Origin of the sequence: Streptomyces sp. NPDC020379 (assembly GCF_044387105.1) — a bacterium.
In the GTDB taxonomy this organism is placed as follows: domain Bacteria; phylum Actinomycetota; class Actinomycetes; order Streptomycetales; family Streptomycetaceae; genus Streptomyces.
The window spans coordinates 14,484-31,249 of record NZ_JBIRVR010000040.1 but is presented as its reverse complement, the minus strand read 5'-3'; the positions used below and the strand labels follow the sequence as shown (position 1 = coordinate 31,249).

The 16,766-nt window shown below is 68.8% G+C and carries 13 protein-coding genes; 10 read left to right on the top strand and 3 right to left on the bottom strand.

Going from position 1 to position 16,766, the window contains the following annotated elements:
- The first annotated feature begins 248 nt into the window (after positions 1-248).
- Positions 249-1,481 carry a ketoacyl-ACP synthase III family protein gene (locus ACH427_RS31625; RefSeq protein ID WP_398875148.1) on the top strand — a complete coding sequence of 411 codons (1,233 nt, stop codon included), beginning with the start codon at positions 249-251 and terminating at the stop codon, positions 1,479-1,481.
- On the top strand, positions 1,478-2,218 hold the full coding sequence (locus ACH427_RS31620; protein ID WP_398875146.1) for an acetoacetate decarboxylase: 741 nt from the start codon (positions 1,478-1,480) through the stop codon (positions 2,216-2,218). The genes ACH427_RS31625 and ACH427_RS31620 overlap by 4 nt, the downstream gene beginning before the upstream one ends.
- A gap of 9 nt (positions 2,219-2,227) precedes the next feature.
- Here the strand turns inward: ACH427_RS31620 and ACH427_RS31615 are convergent, their stop codons facing one another.
- On the bottom strand, positions 2,228-2,476 hold the full coding sequence (locus tag ACH427_RS31615; RefSeq protein WP_398875144.1) for a hypothetical protein: 249 nt from the start codon (positions 2,474-2,476) through the stop codon (positions 2,228-2,230).
- 282 nt (positions 2,477-2,758) lie between these two features.
- Here ACH427_RS31615 and ACH427_RS31610 point away from each other — a divergent pair, with 282 nt between their 5' ends.
- Positions 2,759-3,349 (top strand): class I SAM-dependent methyltransferase, encoded by a 591-nt coding sequence (locus ACH427_RS31610; protein WP_398875142.1) that lies wholly within the window; start codon positions 2,759-2,761, stop codon positions 3,347-3,349.
- The gene (locus tag ACH427_RS31605) at positions 3,349-3,945 is read left to right on the top strand and encodes a class I SAM-dependent methyltransferase (RefSeq protein WP_398875140.1); all 597 of its coding nucleotides are present in this window, start codon (positions 3,349-3,351) and stop codon (positions 3,943-3,945) included. Before ACH427_RS31610 ends, ACH427_RS31605 begins: the two co-directional genes overlap by 1 nt.
- Here the strand turns inward: ACH427_RS31605 and ACH427_RS31600 are convergent.
- A complete protein-coding gene (locus tag ACH427_RS31600; protein WP_398875138.1) occupies positions 3,914-4,666 on the bottom strand; it encodes a hypothetical protein in 753 nt (250 codons plus the stop codon). The genes ACH427_RS31605 and ACH427_RS31600 overlap by 32 nt on opposite strands.
- A gap of 7 nt (positions 4,667-4,673) precedes the next feature.
- Positions 4,674-6,029: an FAD-dependent oxidoreductase gene (locus tag ACH427_RS31595; protein ID WP_398875136.1), complete on the bottom strand. Its 1,356-nt coding sequence runs from the start codon at positions 6,027-6,029 to the stop codon at positions 4,674-4,676.
- A gap of 779 nt (positions 6,030-6,808) precedes the next feature.
- Here ACH427_RS31595 and ACH427_RS31590 point away from each other — a divergent pair.
- The 6 genes from ACH427_RS31590 (at position 6,809) to ACH427_RS31565 (ending at position 16,676) form a co-directional block, all read left to right on the top strand.
- Positions 6,809-12,235, top strand: a complete 5,427-nt coding sequence (locus ACH427_RS31590) for a beta-ketoacyl synthase N-terminal-like domain-containing protein (protein ID WP_398875134.1) — start codon at positions 6,809-6,811, stop codon at positions 12,233-12,235.
- Positions 12,232-13,311 carry a TIGR03617 family F420-dependent LLM class oxidoreductase gene (locus tag ACH427_RS31585; protein WP_398875132.1) on the top strand — a complete coding sequence of 360 codons (1,080 nt, stop codon included), beginning with the start codon at positions 12,232-12,234 and terminating at the stop codon, positions 13,309-13,311. Before ACH427_RS31590 ends, ACH427_RS31585 begins: the two co-directional genes overlap by 4 nt.
- Positions 13,214-14,107 (top strand): alpha/beta fold hydrolase, encoded by an 894-nt coding sequence (locus ACH427_RS31580; protein WP_398875130.1) that lies wholly within the window; start codon positions 13,214-13,216, stop codon positions 14,105-14,107. The genes ACH427_RS31585 and ACH427_RS31580 overlap by 98 nt, the downstream gene beginning before the upstream one ends.
- 156 nt (positions 14,108-14,263) lie before the next feature.
- A complete protein-coding gene (locus tag ACH427_RS31575) occupies positions 14,264-14,758 on the top strand; it encodes a carboxymuconolactone decarboxylase family protein (protein WP_398875128.1) in 495 nt (164 codons plus the stop codon).
- Positions 14,759-14,824: 66 nt separating this feature from the next.
- Positions 14,825-15,901 (top strand): hypothetical protein, encoded by a 1,077-nt coding sequence (locus ACH427_RS31570; protein ID WP_398875126.1) that lies wholly within the window; start codon positions 14,825-14,827, stop codon positions 15,899-15,901.
- 523 nt (positions 15,902-16,424) lie between these two features.
- Complete coding sequence (locus tag ACH427_RS31565; protein ID WP_398875124.1) at positions 16,425-16,676, top strand: Pycsar system effector family protein; 252 nt, start codon at positions 16,425-16,427, stop codon at positions 16,674-16,676.
- Positions 16,677-16,766: the final 90 nt, after the last annotated feature.

Genomic DNA, 16,766 nt, shown 5'->3' with positions numbered 1-16,766 from the left:
CCGCATCAGCGTCCTGTTCGCCATGCTCCGCGACGGCACCTTCTACGAGTCACGGGTCCCCGAAGCAGCTGTCGCATGACCAGCCCAGGCTTGACAAAGGACATAGAGGCACCCCCCGACTGCCCTCGCCAGCCCCCTCAGAGGAGGAGCGGTTCCACTGGTCGGGGGGCTGATCAGTGGACCCCGGGTCCACCGTCGCCGGGCTACGGTGGAGAGGGAGATCAAACCCTCCGGCCGTGGAGATCCGTATGCGCTGGAATGACCTGTACATCGTCGGGACCGGTGCGGCGCTCCCGGCACGGATGCCGGCCGAGCGTGCGGTTCGCCAGGGGCTCTACCCCAGGCAGTGGTGGGAGCAGTCGGGCATGCGGTCCGCCTGCGTCGCCGACGACGGGCAGAGCGCGCTGAATCTCTCCGTGTCCGCCGCCCGCCGGGCACTGGCGCAGTCCGGGCACCGTCCGGCCGAGATCGGGCTGCTGCTCCACTCCTCCGTACTGTCCATGCGCCCCGAGATGTGGAGCCCGGCCAGCGCCCTGCAGAAGACGCTCGGCGCGTCGGGTGCCTTCGCCTGCGAGGTCCGTGCGATGTGCGACGGCGGCATGGCCTCGCTGGACCTCGCAGCCCCCTACCTGACCGTACGCGCACCAGGCCCACTCGCCCTGCTGACAGCGGGGGAGGTCTGGCCCCGCAACCGCATCAACCGGTGGGCCTACCCATCCGCAGTCTTCGCCGACGGAGCCGCTGCCGTGCTCCTCTCCCGTACCGGGGGATTCGCCCGCATCCTGGCCACCTCCAGCGCCACCGACCCGGAACTGGAAGGACTCTCGCGGGGCAACCAGCAGCCCGCATCCGGCTCTTCGGAGGCCGAGGCGTGGATCGACCCGGATCATCGCGCACGGGAGTTCATGGCAGCGTTCGGACGCGACCAGGCCGTCGACCGCATCACCCGGGGAGCCGCCAGAGCAGCTCACGACGCACTCGCCGACGCCGGAACCACGATCGCGGACATTGACCGCATCATCGCGGCCCACCTGTGCCACGACCAGCTCCTGGCGCTGCTGGCGGACGTCTGCCCCGGCACAGGACTGGAACGGACCACCTGGGAACTCGGACGCACCATCGGCCACCTTGGACCGGCCGACCAGTTCGCCGATTTCGACCGCCTCGTGCGAACCCACACGCTCGAGCCGGGCCAGCGCGCCCTCGCACTCGGCGTGGGACAGGGCTTCGTCTGGAACTGCGCGGTGATCGAAATACTCCACCGCCCGCGGCGCCGCCCGGAGCGCCGCCCCACAGGCAACCGCACAACCGTGCAACCGTGCGCCCGAACATCCCCGGAGCGATACCGGCGGGGCCGGCGCCCCTCCGGGGGAACCGGTGCCGGCGGAACGCTCGTCGCGGGTAACGATCACGCAGACCGCCTGTGCGGGACCGTGGGATCCGCCCCGCCCCGTGCAGCGGCGAGAAGGAGGTCGCCATGAACCCGCAGGAACTGATGAGCCGCACCGCGACCCCGCTGTCCGCTCCGGCCTGGCCGCCGGGTCCGTTCGTCTCGTACGGCGTGGACGTGCTGGACGTGCATTACCGGTCCGACCTCGAGGCCCTGCACCGCCTGGTGCCCGAGCCGCTACGCGTACGGGAGGACAAGGTCCGCTTCCAGATCATGCGGATGCCCGACACCACGGGACTCGGTGACCACGCCGCCGCGAGCCAGGCGGTCCCGGTGGAGCTGGACGGGGAGGCGGGCTACTACCTGGAGTCCATGTACCTCGACAGCCTGCCCGCCCTGGCCGTGGGCCGGGAGACGGCCGGCTTCCCCAAGAAGCTCGGCGTCCCGCGCCTGTACAGCGACGTCGACACCCTCGTCGGCACCCTCGACTACGGCTCCGTGCGCATCGCCCTGGCGACCATGGGCTACAAGCACGTCCCCCTCGACCCGGACACCGCACGCGCGGAGCTACGCACCCCGCTCTTCATGGTCAAGATGAGCCGCGAACCCGACGGCACCCTCACGGCCTGCCGCCTGGTGCGCATGGCGTTCGAGCAACTCACCGTCACCGGCGCCTGGTCGGGCCCCGCCCGCCTCCATCTCACCCCGCACGCCCTGGCCCCGATCGCCGACCTCCCCGTGGCCGAAGTGACCGAGGCCCACCACACCCAATGCACCGACCTGCGGTACGGCGCACCCGCGGTCGTACACGACTACCTCGCCGGGTGAACTCCCTTCTCAGGGAGCGGAGTCGATCCGTACCGAACCGATGTCGATCGGCGGGATGAAGAACGCCTCCCCATCGCCGCGCGCGATGATGTTGCCGGTGCAGCCGTACGAGTCGAAGACAGTGAGCGTCGCTCTGCCCGCGCGGGTCCCGGCGGCGATGATGTCGACGTTCGTGGTGAGGGACGGATTGACCCAGCTGCTGGGCAGGTGGCCATCGCCGCGGGTCTGTTCGTCCAGCTCGCGGCCTCCACTGCGCAAGGCTCGACTCAGCGCAGCATCCGCCAGGCCGTATGCGAGCCCGGCATGCAGGGCCGCATGCTTGCCACCGGCCAGTGGATCACCTACGGCACCCGCCCACTCGCTGCTCTCCTCGCCGGGGGCCGCCGGTACGTGGCTCGGCCTGTGGAACACCCTCGCCCTCGGCACCGCCGCCCTGGCCTTGCCGTTCCTGGTACTTCTCGCGTCCTCGATCCGCACCCTGCACCAGGTCCCCGGCGCCCCGCCCGCCCCTCGGCCGTCCCATCCGGAAGGAGAACCGGCATGACGATCGAGAACCCGGCCACCTACTGGGGCGAGCTGTGGGCGTCGGGCCGCCAGTACAGCCCGCTCGGCGAAACCGAGACCACGTTCCTCGACCAGCACGCGGGCCCCGGCCGAGGGCGGCTCGCCCTCGACATCGGATGCGGCGACGGCGCACTGACCCGCCACCTCGCCGAGCTCGGCTTTCAAGCCACCGGCCTGGACTGCACCCCGGTCGCCCCCGCCCTCGCCGAGCCGAGCGCCGGACCCGTGCAGTACTGCTGCGTGGACTTCGAGGCCCCACAGCAGCCGCCCTTGCCTCAGCGGGCCTACGCCTTGATCACCGCCCGTCTCGTCTTCGCGTTCATCAAGGACAAACCGGCCTTCCTGTCCCGGGTCCGCAGCCTCCTGACCTTCGGCGGCGTCTTCTGGGTGGTCACGCCCATAGCCGAACGGCTCCCTCCCGACCAGGCATCTATCGGAATTACCCGCGTGGAGGAGGAGTTGCTGACCAGTCTGTGGGCCTGGGTCCGCACCACGGACGTGGGCAGCCTGCGCTGCTACGCCCTGCGGGCCTGGGGCGACGCCAGTACCGAGACAAAGGGATGTTGATGAGCGACACGGCCGCCGACGTGTGGAACGACTTCGGACGCTTCCATCTCGACCGCGGGAGCACCCCACCCGAGCCCGAGAAAATGAAGTGGGGGTTCTGGGACGGGGAGCCCGGCGACGAGGTCCTCGGGGACCTCGCCGGCCGCCGGGTACTCGACATCGGCAGCGGCACCGGCCGCTACGCCGTACACCTGGCCCGCGCGCACGGTGCGGTCGTCGACGCGGTCGACGGCTCACCCACCCAGCACCAGCGGGCACTCGCCCGCTACGGCAACGGCGAACCGGGCATGCGCTTCCTCCTGGCCGACATCCTCGACCACCTCCAGCGGGAGGAGGACCCGTACGACGTCGCATACGCACAGCACGCCTTCGGCTTCATCAACCCGCACCGGCTCCTTCCGGCTCTCGCCTCTCGTATCCGTCCCGGCGGGCGCCTGGTCGTCTCCGTGCTGCACACCAACCGTGACAGTCTCGGCCCGTCCTCGACCGTCAGCCCGCGCCCCGAGAACGTACGTCTGGGCGACGAGGCCCCGGCCCCCTGTGACGTGTCCGGCTCTCCGAGCGCTACTTTCGACCGGGCTGCCCGAACTGTTTGATTGCGACACCGAGCGCAGCGAGCGCGAGCAGCGTGCTTGCCGCTCCCAGGGCCGTCATCGCCGGCTCGGAAAGCTTCATTCCGAGTCCGAGCATAAGTGGCCATCCCATGAGCGCGCCGGCTCCCAGGGTCAGCCCACCGCTCACAAGGGGAAACAGGAGGCCACCGACCCTGATCTCACCACGAGAGCCGAACAGATGGAGAGCCAGCCCAAGAATCACGTAACCCGATACGTAGACGAACGGCCAGGCAAAAGGAACTCCGAGCACCCGGAGAGGCTGGTACCCGTAGTAGGTGTACGCACCCGTGCGGGTCAGAGTGATTTCAAGCGCGAGTTGAAGACTCACCATGCCGGCATAGAGTTTCCACACACTGTCGGCGGACCACTTTCTTTCGAACGACAGCAGTGACAGGTAGGCCATGGCGGCGATCCACGACGTGTAGCCGAAGAGCACCCAGAGGTCGACGCGCCTGTCGAAAGCCGCGTAGACAGTGGGGCCGTTCCTGCTGGTGAACTGCTGAATATTGGCCAGCATGTCATACATGGCTTCTCCGAACGCTGCGATGGCAGCGGTAAGGATGAGAATCAGCAGCTGCGGCCGTCGTCTTCTTGACCATTCCCAGGCTCCGCGGATCGCGACGCAGACGAACCACGTGCAGGTGAGCACGGTCAGGAATGCTTCCGTTCCGGGCGAGATCGATCCATGAGGAGGTGGGGTCATGGCGTGGTCAGAGGAGCCGGGGCATCGGGCCGGGCTCCCCGCCTCCGTTCTGCGGTGCTTTCCATTGGTTGGCGAGGATCCGTGTGACAACTGCCGGGCGGAGCAGGCACGCGGGTCTACGCTTCAGCGCCAAGGCGTCCAGCAGGTCGCCGCAGACTCCGGGGTCATCGTTGGCGGTCAGGACGGTCCGGTCCACATAGGCGTTCATGATCTTGGTGTGGGTCCGGACCGGCGGGCCCAGAGTCGTGGGATAGCGCCGGTCCTCGCTGGTGGCGATCAGCCAGGCCCCGGCGAGGATGCGCTTGAGCCGCTTCTGGAACCAGAGGGTGGAGCGGGCTTGGCGCAGCATCCGGTCCAGTTCCAGTACGCTCAGCGCGGCCGCGGTCATGCCCTGGCCGTAGAGGGGGTTGAAGGTGCAGGTCGCGTCGCCGATCGACGCGAAGCCCTGTGGCCACCCGCGGATCCGTTCGTAGTGACGCCAGCGGTTGGCCGTCCGGCGGAAGGATTTGACAGGCGTCAGCGGTTCGGCGTTCTTGATGGTGTCGTGGAGCACAGGGTGGCGCAGGCCTTCAGCGAATTCGAGGAAGCCTTCGTCGGAGATCGGCGGGTAGTCACGTCCGGCCCCGGCGAGGGTGCAGATCCAGCGGTTTCCCTCTTGCGGGAACAGTGCCCCCGCGCGCTTGCTGCCCGGTGGGTCAGCCTGGATGTACAGCGCCTTCCAGTCAGCGTGCCAGCCGTCCGGAACGGCGTAATAGCGACTGGCGTACCCGAGCAGCGGATCGATCGTCGTCTCGTGCGGGAGCGGTCGACCGAGTTCGGCAAGCCACTCCGGTGCGTGTGAAGTGTGCCCTCCCGCGTCCACGACGAGGTCGGCGGACAAGGTTCTCGTGCCGGATCCGCGTTCTCGGTAGTTCACGCCTGTGACGGCGTGGCCACTGGGTGACGCAGTGAGACCAGTAACTTCCGCGCCCTCCAGGATCTCGATACGCTCTGTACTGAGTGCGTGCTCGCGGAGCGTCCAGTCGAGCAAGCTGCGGCTGAAACTGATCAGACCCGTGATGTCGAATCTCCTGCGCCAGCCGGCCGAGGTCAGCCACAATGCGTCCCTGGGCATGCGCAGTTCGGGTGCTCCGTTAGCGATGAGGTTCTGCTTCAGTCCGGGGAAGAGCCCGTCGGCGATTTCCAAGCCGTGGTTCCAGAAGAGGTGAAGATGGCACGCCTGCGGTGTGCCGGGGCGGAAGACGGGCTCGGCGGGAAGCCGGTCGCGTTCCAGGAGCGTGACCCGCTCGAAGTGGTCGGTCAGGACTTTCGCGGCGAGCATTCCCGCAACGCCGCCACCGATGACGATCGCATGTGCGTGCACTGACGCTCCTGGGTTCTCTTTCCGGTTCGCCCGGCCTTTTCAGAGCCCAATTAGCCGCCACCAGAAGACGTTTTCACGTCCGGGAAGGGCCGGGTTCCACGCCTGCCTGCCTGAAGGGGGTACGGTACGGCAGCGTAAACGGAGTGGAAGTCGCTGGGGCCGCGCTCAGCCTCTGAGGTGGAAGTTAATGACCCTCACCCGACGGCGTTTGCAGTTCTCTCCACTAAGCACCGAAGCAGTCGGCCTGTCAATCCCCCGCGAGAGGGTCACATGCCCGTCCAACGCTCGCCTGAGGAGATCCCACCCGCGGTCGGACCCTTCATACAGGTGAGGGGCGGAGTCGGGAGCGGCAGAGGTTCTTTGGGGTGGGTACGAGGGCGTCGGGGCGCGACAGTCGAGCGCCGGTCGCACTTGGACAGGAGTTTTTCGCTCCATGTGCTCTCGTGAACAGATGAGTGCGGGCTAGCGACCTCAGAGAAGGGGAAGCATCATGAGTGCGGAAGAGCGGAATGGCAGGTTTCGCTCAAGCCGTGAATCGATCGCCATCCCCACTCGGCGACGCGTCCGAAGCGATGCCCATGCGCAGCGAAAGCGCGCGGGCATCCCTCTCCTGCTTATCGCGCCCCGAATGTGATCGAGTACAGGGGATCCTCATCGGCCCTGCGCATCAGTCAGTTCAGGCTCCGCAGTCCTGCGGCAACCGTACGTTCGCACGAACGTACCTGGTGTGTCTTCTCGCGGCGAGGTGCCCGTATCGGTCGTTGCCGATTGGAGGAACCATGTCCCTCTCGTCGAACACAGTTCCCGTCGCGATTGTCGGCATGAGCGGCCGCTTCCCCGGGGCATCAGGTGTCGCAGCCTTGTGGGATGTGCTGGTGGAGGGCCGGGACGCGGTCACCGAAGCTCCTGCCGATCGGCCGTGGTTCCACGAGTTGTACGCCACTGAGCAGCCCCGCCCCGGTTCTGTGCTCTCCACACGGGGAGGTTTTCTCTCCGGGGTGGACGGCTTCGACTTCGAGTTCTTCGGTATGTCCCTGAAGGAGGCCCGCCGTACAGATCCGCAGGTTCGGCTTCTGCTGGAGGTCGCCTACGAGGCAGCGCAGGACGCGGGTTCGCCGATGCAGCGGCTTGCACCCAGGCAGTGCTCGACGGGCGTTTTCGTGGGCGTGTCCAACAGCGACTATCTGTCGCGGCAGCTGTCCGACCTGACGGGCTATGACCTGTACATGGAGCTGGGCAGCGCGCGGTGCGCGTTCTCAGGGCGCGTGGCATACGCCTTCGATCTGTGCGGACCGGCGGTGACCGTGGACACGGCCTGTTCATCGTCGCTGACCGCGGTGCACCTGGCCTGTCAGAGTCTGCGCAGCGGCGAGTGCCAGGTAGCCCTCGCAGGTGGGTCGAACCTGCTCCTGCTCCCCCACGGCAGCGTCGCCTACGGGCAGGCGGGGGCTCTTTCGCCGGACGGGCGTTGCAAGTTCGGGGACGCTTCGGCAGACGGTTATGTGCGCAGCGAGGCCGTGGGCATGGTGGTACTCAAACCGCTGGCCCGTGCGCTGGCCGACGGGGACCGGGTGCGGGCCGTGATCCTGGGCAGCGCGGTGAACAACGACGGCTTCACGGGTTCCGGGATGGTGTCGCCGAGCGTTCAGGGGCAGGTGCGGTTGTTGACGGCGGCGTACGCCAATGCCGGGGTGGATCCACGCGAGGTGGCATTCGTCGAAGCGCATGGGACCGGGACGTCCGCCGGGGACAGGACCGAACTGACGGCTCTCTCACAGGTCCTGGGGCCACGCCCGTCCCGTCGTGCTCTGGTCGGGTCGGCGAAGACCTCGCTCGGACACGCGGAGGCGGCAGCGGGAGTGGTCGGCCTGATCAAGGCGGTGCTGTCGCTGGAGAACGGGCTGATGCCCGGCAATGCGCAGATCACCGACCTGACGCCGGCCATCGACTGGGACGACGCCGCAGTGCGGCTGAACATCGGCGCGGAAGAGCTGCATGACACAGGCAAGCCGGTGGTAGCGGGTGTCAACAGCTTCGGTGCGACGGGCAGCAACGCTCATGTGGTGATCGGTCAGGCCCCTCCCCGGCCGGCTTCGCCTCCGGGCCGCGCGGAGGATCGGCTGCCGGTAATCCTGCCCGCGTCGGCGCGCTCGGTGGGCGCCCTGCGGGCACTGGCCCGTCAGCACGCGGAACTGCTGGGCTCCGCCGGGGGCGACGAGTTCCCGATCGGCCGTCTGTGCAAGGCAGCCGCTCAGAGGCGGGATCATCTGGAGTACCGCCTGGCTGTGACTGCCGATTCGGCGGACGGTCTGACGGCGTCCCTTCGCGATTGGCTGTCCGAGCAGCAGGAGCACGAAGCATGCGGGACGCGCCCGCGGGTCGTGTTCGTCTTCCCGGGGCAGGGCTCTCAGTGGGAGGGGATGGGCCGGGAGTTGATGGACGCGGTGCCGGAGTTCCACGAGACCATGCTGCGCTGCGATGCGGTGATCCAGCGGTACGCCGACGGGTGGTCCCTCGTCTCGGCCCTGCGGGGCGATGACATGGCGTGGCTCGAGCAGACGGCACGAGTGCAGCCCGCGCTCTGGGCGATGGGGGTGTCCCTGGCCGCCCTGTGGCGTTCCTGGGGCATTGAGCCGGACGCCGTGCTGGGGCAGAGCCAGGGTGAGATCGCTGCGGCATGCTGCGCGGGAGCGCTGTCGCTGGAACAGGCCGGGCGGCTGAGCTGCCTGCGTGCCGGCCTGCTGGACGAACTCGCACCGCCCGGGGCGATGTGCTGGGTCGAACAGCCGAGTTCCGGTATCGCCGACTTGCTGGCGGATCTGGGGGCCGTCGCTTCCATCGCTGTCGCCGAGAGCCCGCTGACGACGGTGTTGTCCGGTCCTCCCGACCAGATCGAGAAGATCGTAGCCGGGTGCGAGTCGCAGGGCATCAGCTGTCAGCGCGTGCAGGTGGGGTACGCCGCCCACAGCCCGCTGGTCGACGCGGTGCGGCAGCCTCTCCTCGAGGGCCTCGACGGTCTGGTCCCCGGCCCCGCCGAAGTGCCGTTCCTTTCCACCGTGACCGGGACCGCGCTGCCGGGCACGGCCCTGGATCGTGACTACTGGTGGCGGAACCTGCGCGAGACGGTCCGGTTGGAAGAGACGGTGCGGGCCCAGACAGGCCCTGTGCCAGTGGCGTTCGTGCAGATGGCACCGCATCCCGTGCTCACCGTGGCGCTCCAGGAGAGCGTGGTGACAGCGGGCGCCGAGGCGCATGTGCTGGAGTCCCTGCGGCGTGGAAAGCCCGAGTTGGCCTGCCTGTACGGGACTCTCGCGGCGCTGTACACCCTGGGCTGCGACCCCGACTGGCGGACGGTCCAGGGCCCGGGCGATTTCATGGAGCTGCCGTCCTACCCTTGGCAACGGTCGAGCATCTGGCATCAGCCCGAGGACTGCCCATGGCCGCCCATCAGCACAGAAACCCGCCCGGACGGCGCCCTGGAGCCGGTGAGGGTGCCCGAAGCCGAAGACCTCCCGGTGCCGGAGGCGGCGGCTCATCCTCTGCTCGGCACGGTCGGTACGCTGCCCGAGCCGTGGTCTGGCCGGCTCGACGGCCCGGGTGCTGATTTCCTGGTGGGCCACCAGCTCGGAGACGACACGGTGATGCCGGGAACCGGGTATCTCGAACTGATGCTGGCCGCGGGACAGCAGCTCTTCCCCGGCCGCAGGCCCGAGGTTCGTGACGCCGAATTCAGCGAGATGTTGCTGCTCACCGACGACTTCACGGAAATCGAACTACAGGTGACCGCACGGAAGGAAGGTGACGGCCGGCGGGTCGACGTCTCCGCCCGACCGGGACCGGACGGTGCGTGGACGCTCCACGCGACGGCATTGCTGGCGGACAGCGCGCGGGCCGGTCGGGCGCCGGAAGACCTGGAGGCGGTCCGGCGGCGCTGCGCGGGGCGGCAGGACGGGGAGGAGTTCTACCGCCGCCATGCCGCCGCCGGGAACAGGTGGGAGGGTGCCTTCCGCGGGATCGCGCACTTGTGGCTCGGTGACGGCGAGGCTCTTGCCCGAGTGCGTGCCGCACCCGACGCCGATGACGGGTTCTGTTTCCACCCCGCGGCGTTGGACGCCTGTGTCCAGGTGCTCGCCGCGATGGCAGATCAGGAGGGGCAGCGGCTCGTTCTGCGCGGCGTCGACCGTCTGACCGTCCGGACCCCGGCCGTACCGGCGCGCTTGTGGAGCCACGTCCGTATCGTCTCGCGAGAGGCCGAAGAGCTGTGTGCCGACGTCATGGTGCTGGACAACGCCGGCTCGGTGGTGGCGGAGTTCACCGGGGTGCGAGGCCGGATTCTCGGCGGACGGGAGCAGAGGGCTCCGGCTCGCGCCGAGCGGTACGCACCGGTATGGCGCCCGGCGATGACCGGTGCGAAGATGTCCGGCGGGCACTGGCTGCTGTGGGGCGGTGGCACCGCGCTCAAGGCACGCCTGAGCCGCAGCCTGACATCGGCAGGTTGCACGGTTTCCCGTGCCCGGGGCGATACGGACACCGGAGCGGGGCTCGCGCGGACGCTCAGGACGGCGTCACGCAAGGCACCTGTCGATGGGCTGCTGTATCTGCGGGCTCTGGCGGACGATGTCGAGGAGGACGCCTCCGCGAGTCAGGTCCAGGAGAAGGCGACGGAATTGTGCGTCCTCCTCGCCCTGCTGACCGATGCCGTGGGCCGGCTCGATCAGCCCACGCTCCCCCGGGTCGTCGTTCTCACGCGTGGAGCACAGGCAGTGACCTCGGAGGAGAGCGTACTGGCGCCCTGGCAGGCGGCATTGTGGGGCATCGGCCCCGTCATCGGGCAGGAGCGCCGGGGAGTGGCCGTCACGCTCGTCGATCTCGACCCGGACGACGGCGGGACGATCGTTACGCGGAGGCTCCTCGACGTGCTGCTCGCACCCGGCCAGGAAGACCGCGTCGCCCTGCGGGACGGACGGAGCCTGGCGCTTCGGCTGACGGCGGTCCGGGCGGACGAGGGAGATCTGTCGGCCCCGCCCATCCGGCCCGACGTCACCTACCTGGTGACAGGAGGACTCGGCGGCATCGGGGGGCTGTTCGCCCAGTGGCTGGTCGACCACGGAGCCCGTCACCTGCTGCTCATCGGCCGCAGCGCGGTCACCGCGGACCCGGCTTCGTCCGACCCCCGGGCGATACTGTTGGACGCTCTGCGCGCTCAAGGCGCCGAGGTGCAGTACGAGGCGGCCGACGTCACCGATCACAACGCCCTGGCCGCCCTGCTGGCCAGCAGGCGGCGAGACGGTCAGCCACCGCCGGCCGGCGTGGTGCACTCGGCAGCCGTGCTGGAGCCATGCGGCGTGCGGGACATGTCCGCGGCGGATATCGATGCCACGTTGCGTCCGAAGGTGGCCGGCGGGTGGGTGCTGCACCGGCTCTTCGCCGACCAGCCGCTGGACTTCTTCGTGCTGTTCTCCTCCGCCGTGTCGTTCCTGAGCGGCCTCGCGCTGAGCCATCAGCTCGGCGCGTACGCGGCCGCGAACGCCTTCACCGATGCCCTGGGGGCCTACCGGCTGTCGTTGAGCCTGCCCGCGACCGTCGTCAACTGGGGGTACTGGACCGAAACCGGGCTGGCAGCCCGGCTGAGCGCGGCGAGCGGACACGACGTACGTCCCCAGGGGCTGCTGCCCATCCACCCCCGCCAGGCACCTGGCCTCTTCGCCGAGGTGCTGGCCGCCCACGGCCAGGTGGTACAGCTGCCTGCGGACTGGGATGCCTACGCCGAGGCCTACCCCGAGGACGCCCACAAACCACTCCTGCGCGATGTTCTCGGCACCAAGCCCGTCCCCTCAAAGCCTGGGGCCGCTGTCTCGGCGCCACGGCCCTCGGCACCGCCTGTCACCGCGCCCGCGCGCCCAGAAACGAAGTCGGCACCGACGACTCCGTTGCGGAGCGCTCAGCGGGAAGACGTCAGCGATGTGGAGGAACAGCTGGTGGCGTGCCTGGCCCACGTTCTTTCGGTGGAGCCGACCCGCATCGACCGGGGGCGTTCCCTGAACCGGATGGGCATGGACTCGCTGATGGCCACCTCAGTACGCGCCCGGCTGCGCGCAGAACACGGCCACGAAGTGACGGTCCCGCAGTTGCTGAGCACCGACAGTGTCCGCACTCTGGCACGCCGACTCGCCGACCGCCGTTCCGCGCCACGGAGCCGGTCATGACCCTGCGTGTGGACGGCATCGTCGCTCCGTGGACCTCCGCGCTCTGGAGCGAGACTTCAGGGGCAGCGGCGGCCTGCGAGGAGGCCGGGTACGGCACGTTCTGGCTCGCGGAAGAGAGCCACGATCCCATGGTCTCCCTGGCGGCGGCCGCCGGGCGGACCTCGTCGATCGGGCTCGGCAGCTGTGTGTCCGTGGCGCTGGCCCGCAGCCCGATGACGCTCGCCTATACCGCGAACGATCTCCACGAGTTGTCCGGGGGACGATTCGTCCTGGGGCTGGGTGCCCAGGTCGCGGCCCACCTCACCCACCGGTTCTCGATGCCCGCGGACCAGCCGGTGGCCCGCATGCGGGAGTTCGTCGCCGCGCTGCGGGAGATCTGGGCCTGCTGGAACGACGGGCGTCCACTGGACTTCCGCGGCCGCTTCTACACCCACACCCTGATGCCGCCGAAGTTCGCTCCCCCGCCGAACCCGTACGGGCCGCCACCGGTCTTTCTCGCGGCGATCGGCCGGCGCATGGCACAGCTCGCAGGTGAGTGCGCCGACGGACTGATCGCGCCGCCCTTCTCCTCCGACCGCCACCTGCGGGAGGTGCTCCTCCCTTCAGCGGAACGGGGCCTGGAACGATCCGGCCGTTCCCGCGAGGACTTCACCGTGGTGTGCGTCCCGACCGTCATCACCGGGCGCACCGCACAGGAACGAGCCGCGGGCCGGAAGCTCGTCACCGACCTGGTGGCCCGGAGCCTCGGGGCCGCCTCGTACCGGCCCCTTCTCGAACTGGACGGCCTGGGGTGGCTCAACGACGAACTGGTCACCCTGAGCCTCGGTGCCGACGAAGACAAATGGCGTCGCATGTCGGATCTCGTCGACGGCGATCTCCTGGACGTCCTGGCCGTCGACGTACCGATGAGGGAAGTCGGAGCGGCGCTCAAACGCCGGTACGGGGGCCTGGCCGACCGCATCATCATGGCAGCCCCCTATGGAACACAAGCCGGGCTGTGGGACCACACGGCGCTGGGGCTGTCCACCGCCGACTCCCGGCTCGTCGGGAAAGGTCACGGCTGTGGACGACGGTGACCCCCAGTACGTCAGGCTGTCCTACGGCCGATGCTGCTACCGGCGATGGGGGCCCCGAGGAAAGGCCGCCATACTCCTGTTGCACGCCACTGCGGACTCCTCTGCGGGGTGGTCAAGGGTCGCGAGGGCTCTGGCCGCCCGGCACACGGTGTACGCGCCGGATCTTCGCGGTCACGGCATGAGCGCCCGGCCGGCACCCGGCCGATACCGGATCGGCACCGTCGCTGACGACGTGCGCGCCTTCATCGACGCCGTCGGGCTCTTCACCCCTGTAGTGGTGGGGCACTCCTGGGGGGCGGCCATCGCCCTGACCCTCGCCGGCGGACGACACCCCCCGCCGCTGCGCGGCCTGGTGCTGGAGGAACTCCCTGCGCGGATATCCCCTGAAACCCACCCGGAGCACGTCCGCAGTCTCCAGGCCGCAGCGGCACTGGACCATGACGATGTACGAGAGCTGGTGGCCCTGAGACACCCGCAGTGGCACCCCGACGATGTCCGCAGCCTGGCCGACGGACTCGACATGGCCGACGCGCAGACCGTGCACTCCGTGGTGGCCGACGGAGCGCACGCCGGCTGTCTGCCGCCGTTGCTGCAACACCTGACTGTTCCCTGCCTACTGCTACGGGCTGACCCCACCCTGGGTACAGCACTGGACGACACGGCATGGGAGGAGGCACGGCGCCGACTGTCCGCGGGTGGGGCGGCGCTCCGGATCCCGGGGGCCTCACATGACATTCATCGAAGCCGCTTCGAGGAATTCGTGCGGGTGGTGGAGGAGTTCATCGCGTCTCTATGAGGAGGAACCTGACATGGTGCCGGAGAGCCGCACTCGTTTCCGGGTGGTGGTGTGATGACCGCTCACCGTACGGTACGGATCCCACCGCTCCCGGTGGAGGAGACCGCCGATATCGTCCCTCGGGCCAGGCTCCTCTCCAGTGGTACCGAGAAGGACATGTTCGCCGGAGAACCACCGCTGAACCTGTTCACCACACTGGCGCATCACCCCGCACTGCTCGGCAGCATGACGCCACTGTTCGCACAACTGTCCGATGGCCTCCTGCCCTCCCGTGACCGTGAACTGGTGATCCTGCGCCTCGCCTGGCGAAAGCAGTGCCGCTACGAGTGGGCTCACCACGTACGGATCGCGTCTCTGGCAGGGGTCACAGCGAAGGAAATCGCGGGAATTCCCCAGGCGGCCCCCTCCCGGGCGTGGAACGAGTTCGACGCGGCGCTCCTCGGAGCCGTGGACGAGCTGTGCGAACCGAACGGCGTCGTATCCGAGTCCGTCTGGCGATGTCTGGAAGTCCGTTACGACGCGGGCCAGATGCTGGAGCTCCTGGTGCTGACCGGCATGTATGCGATGGCAGCGGGACTGCTCAATTCCTGCGCGACGCCGACCGAGGCGTGGATGCCGGACCCGGCTCCCCTCCCCCCCTCTGCCGCCTGAGATCTCTCGGGCACTGGTTGAGGATCGCGTTCCTGCAAACCGCCGCTTCCCACGGAAGGAAAGCCGATGCGCGAGCAGTATCGAGTGGCTGTCTGGGGTACTGGCCCTCTTGGCGGAGCACTGGTTCGTCATATCGCGACCATGGACTCGCTCAAGCTGGTCGGGGCGTTCTCCTACACCCCCGCCAAATCAGGAAGAGACGTCGGTGAGGTCATCGGGATCGGCACCATGGGCGCCCAAGTCACCACCGACCGCGAGGCACTGATCGCTCAGCATCCTGACGTCGTCCTGCATGCCCCTCGCATCGACGGAAACTGGGACACCGACGACGATGTTCTCGAACTGCTCGGGGCGGGCATCAACGTCATCACCGCCCTCCCCTACCACGGACTCCGCTGGCGCGGTGACGGCGCGTACAACCGATTCCAGCGGAAAGCCGCGGCAGGAGGAGCCACGCTCTACGTCACCGGAGCGGACCCCGATTTCGTGGAACGCCTGGTGCTGACACTGACCGGCCTTTGCGGTCAGGTGAGCCATATCCTGGTACGGGAGATCTGGGCCGCGGACGGCCTGGGGCCACTGCTGTTCCAGGCCGCCGGATTCGGCCAGCCACTCAGCGCCGTCCAGAGCGCTTCGGTACTGAAGCTCGCCGACGACTTCGTCACGCCCACGATGAGGCTCATGGGGGAGCACATCGGTGCCCCGCTGGGCCGGGTCGAGGCCACGGACACCAGCATGGCAGCGCCCGAGGACATCAACCTCGGCTTCACCACCATCAAGCGAGGGACCCTGGGTACTCTGCGCCTGCGCTGGGACGGCTACGTCGCGGATCGCGTGGCCTGTACCTTCGAGATGCTGTACTACTGCGGCGAGACGATGCGGCCACCGGAAGCCGTGGCCGCCGAATGCTGGATCATCGAGATCGAAGGACGGCCCTCCGTCCGCGTCACTCTGGACATGGTCGCCTCGATCAGGCACGGAACAACACGTTACGACCATGACCCCACGACGCCCGGCTACTACGCCTCGGCGGCTCCCCTGCTCCAGGCGATTCCCCTGGTCGTCGACGCCCCCGCGGGAATCAAGGAATGTGTGATGCCCACCCTGCACTACACCCACGACCTGCGGCAGCCGCGCCCTTGAGGCGCTTCTCCGGGATGGTGTAGCCGATCTCGCGTCTGCGCAGACGGGTGCGGAAGGCGCAGGAGCTGTAGGTCTGGTCCGAATCCACGTGATCGGGTCGGTAGCGCGACCGGCCAAGTCCACCGCGGGGCGAACGGAGTCGCTATGGCCGGTGCCCGGCACCCGGAAGACGCCCCGTGCCTCCGCCGCCCAGCGGCGCGTCTCGTCGGGGCCTTGATCATCCGGGCGGCCCTGCGGCCCTTGAGGACGACGAGGGGGCCAGGGGGCCCAGTGGCAGCACAGCACCCGTGTCCAGCGTGGTCAGCTGGTGCGCGTTCTGCCGGCGGCCGTCCGCCCCGTACGGACCGCCCGGCACCGCCACCGGGCCGGGGCATGCGCTCCCGGTGCGGCGATCTCCTCTGGCACGGCCCCGGGATGCTCGTGAAGGTGGTCAAGGCAGGCGGGATCAGCGATGACGCGCCGGCTGGCACGGTCTTCCACTCGGATCACGGGTTTCGGGAACTCCATGCTCATCGAGGGGCGCGTGGCGATCGTGTTCATCGTGCTCGTCGTCCTTCCCCGGCTCGACGACGACGGCACCTCGTTCATGCACTGGTCCGAGCTCAGCCCGGAGGAGATCCGGCAGGCCGTACGCGAGGACGCTCGGTCGAATCAAGTCGCGGTCCTGTCACGGCTGCCCAAGGCCAAGTTCCGGCGCCTTCAGGCGGCCTGCGTGGCCACGGGTCTCGCCGCCGTGTGCCTGCTCGCGGCGAACGTGATCGCGTCCGTCGGTTGACCGGGGCTCGGCGCCGGATAGCGCATGCCGCTCGGCGCCGCGATGCCGGCCAGGCCGGCGACCGTGCAGGCGACTCATAGATCAAACGCC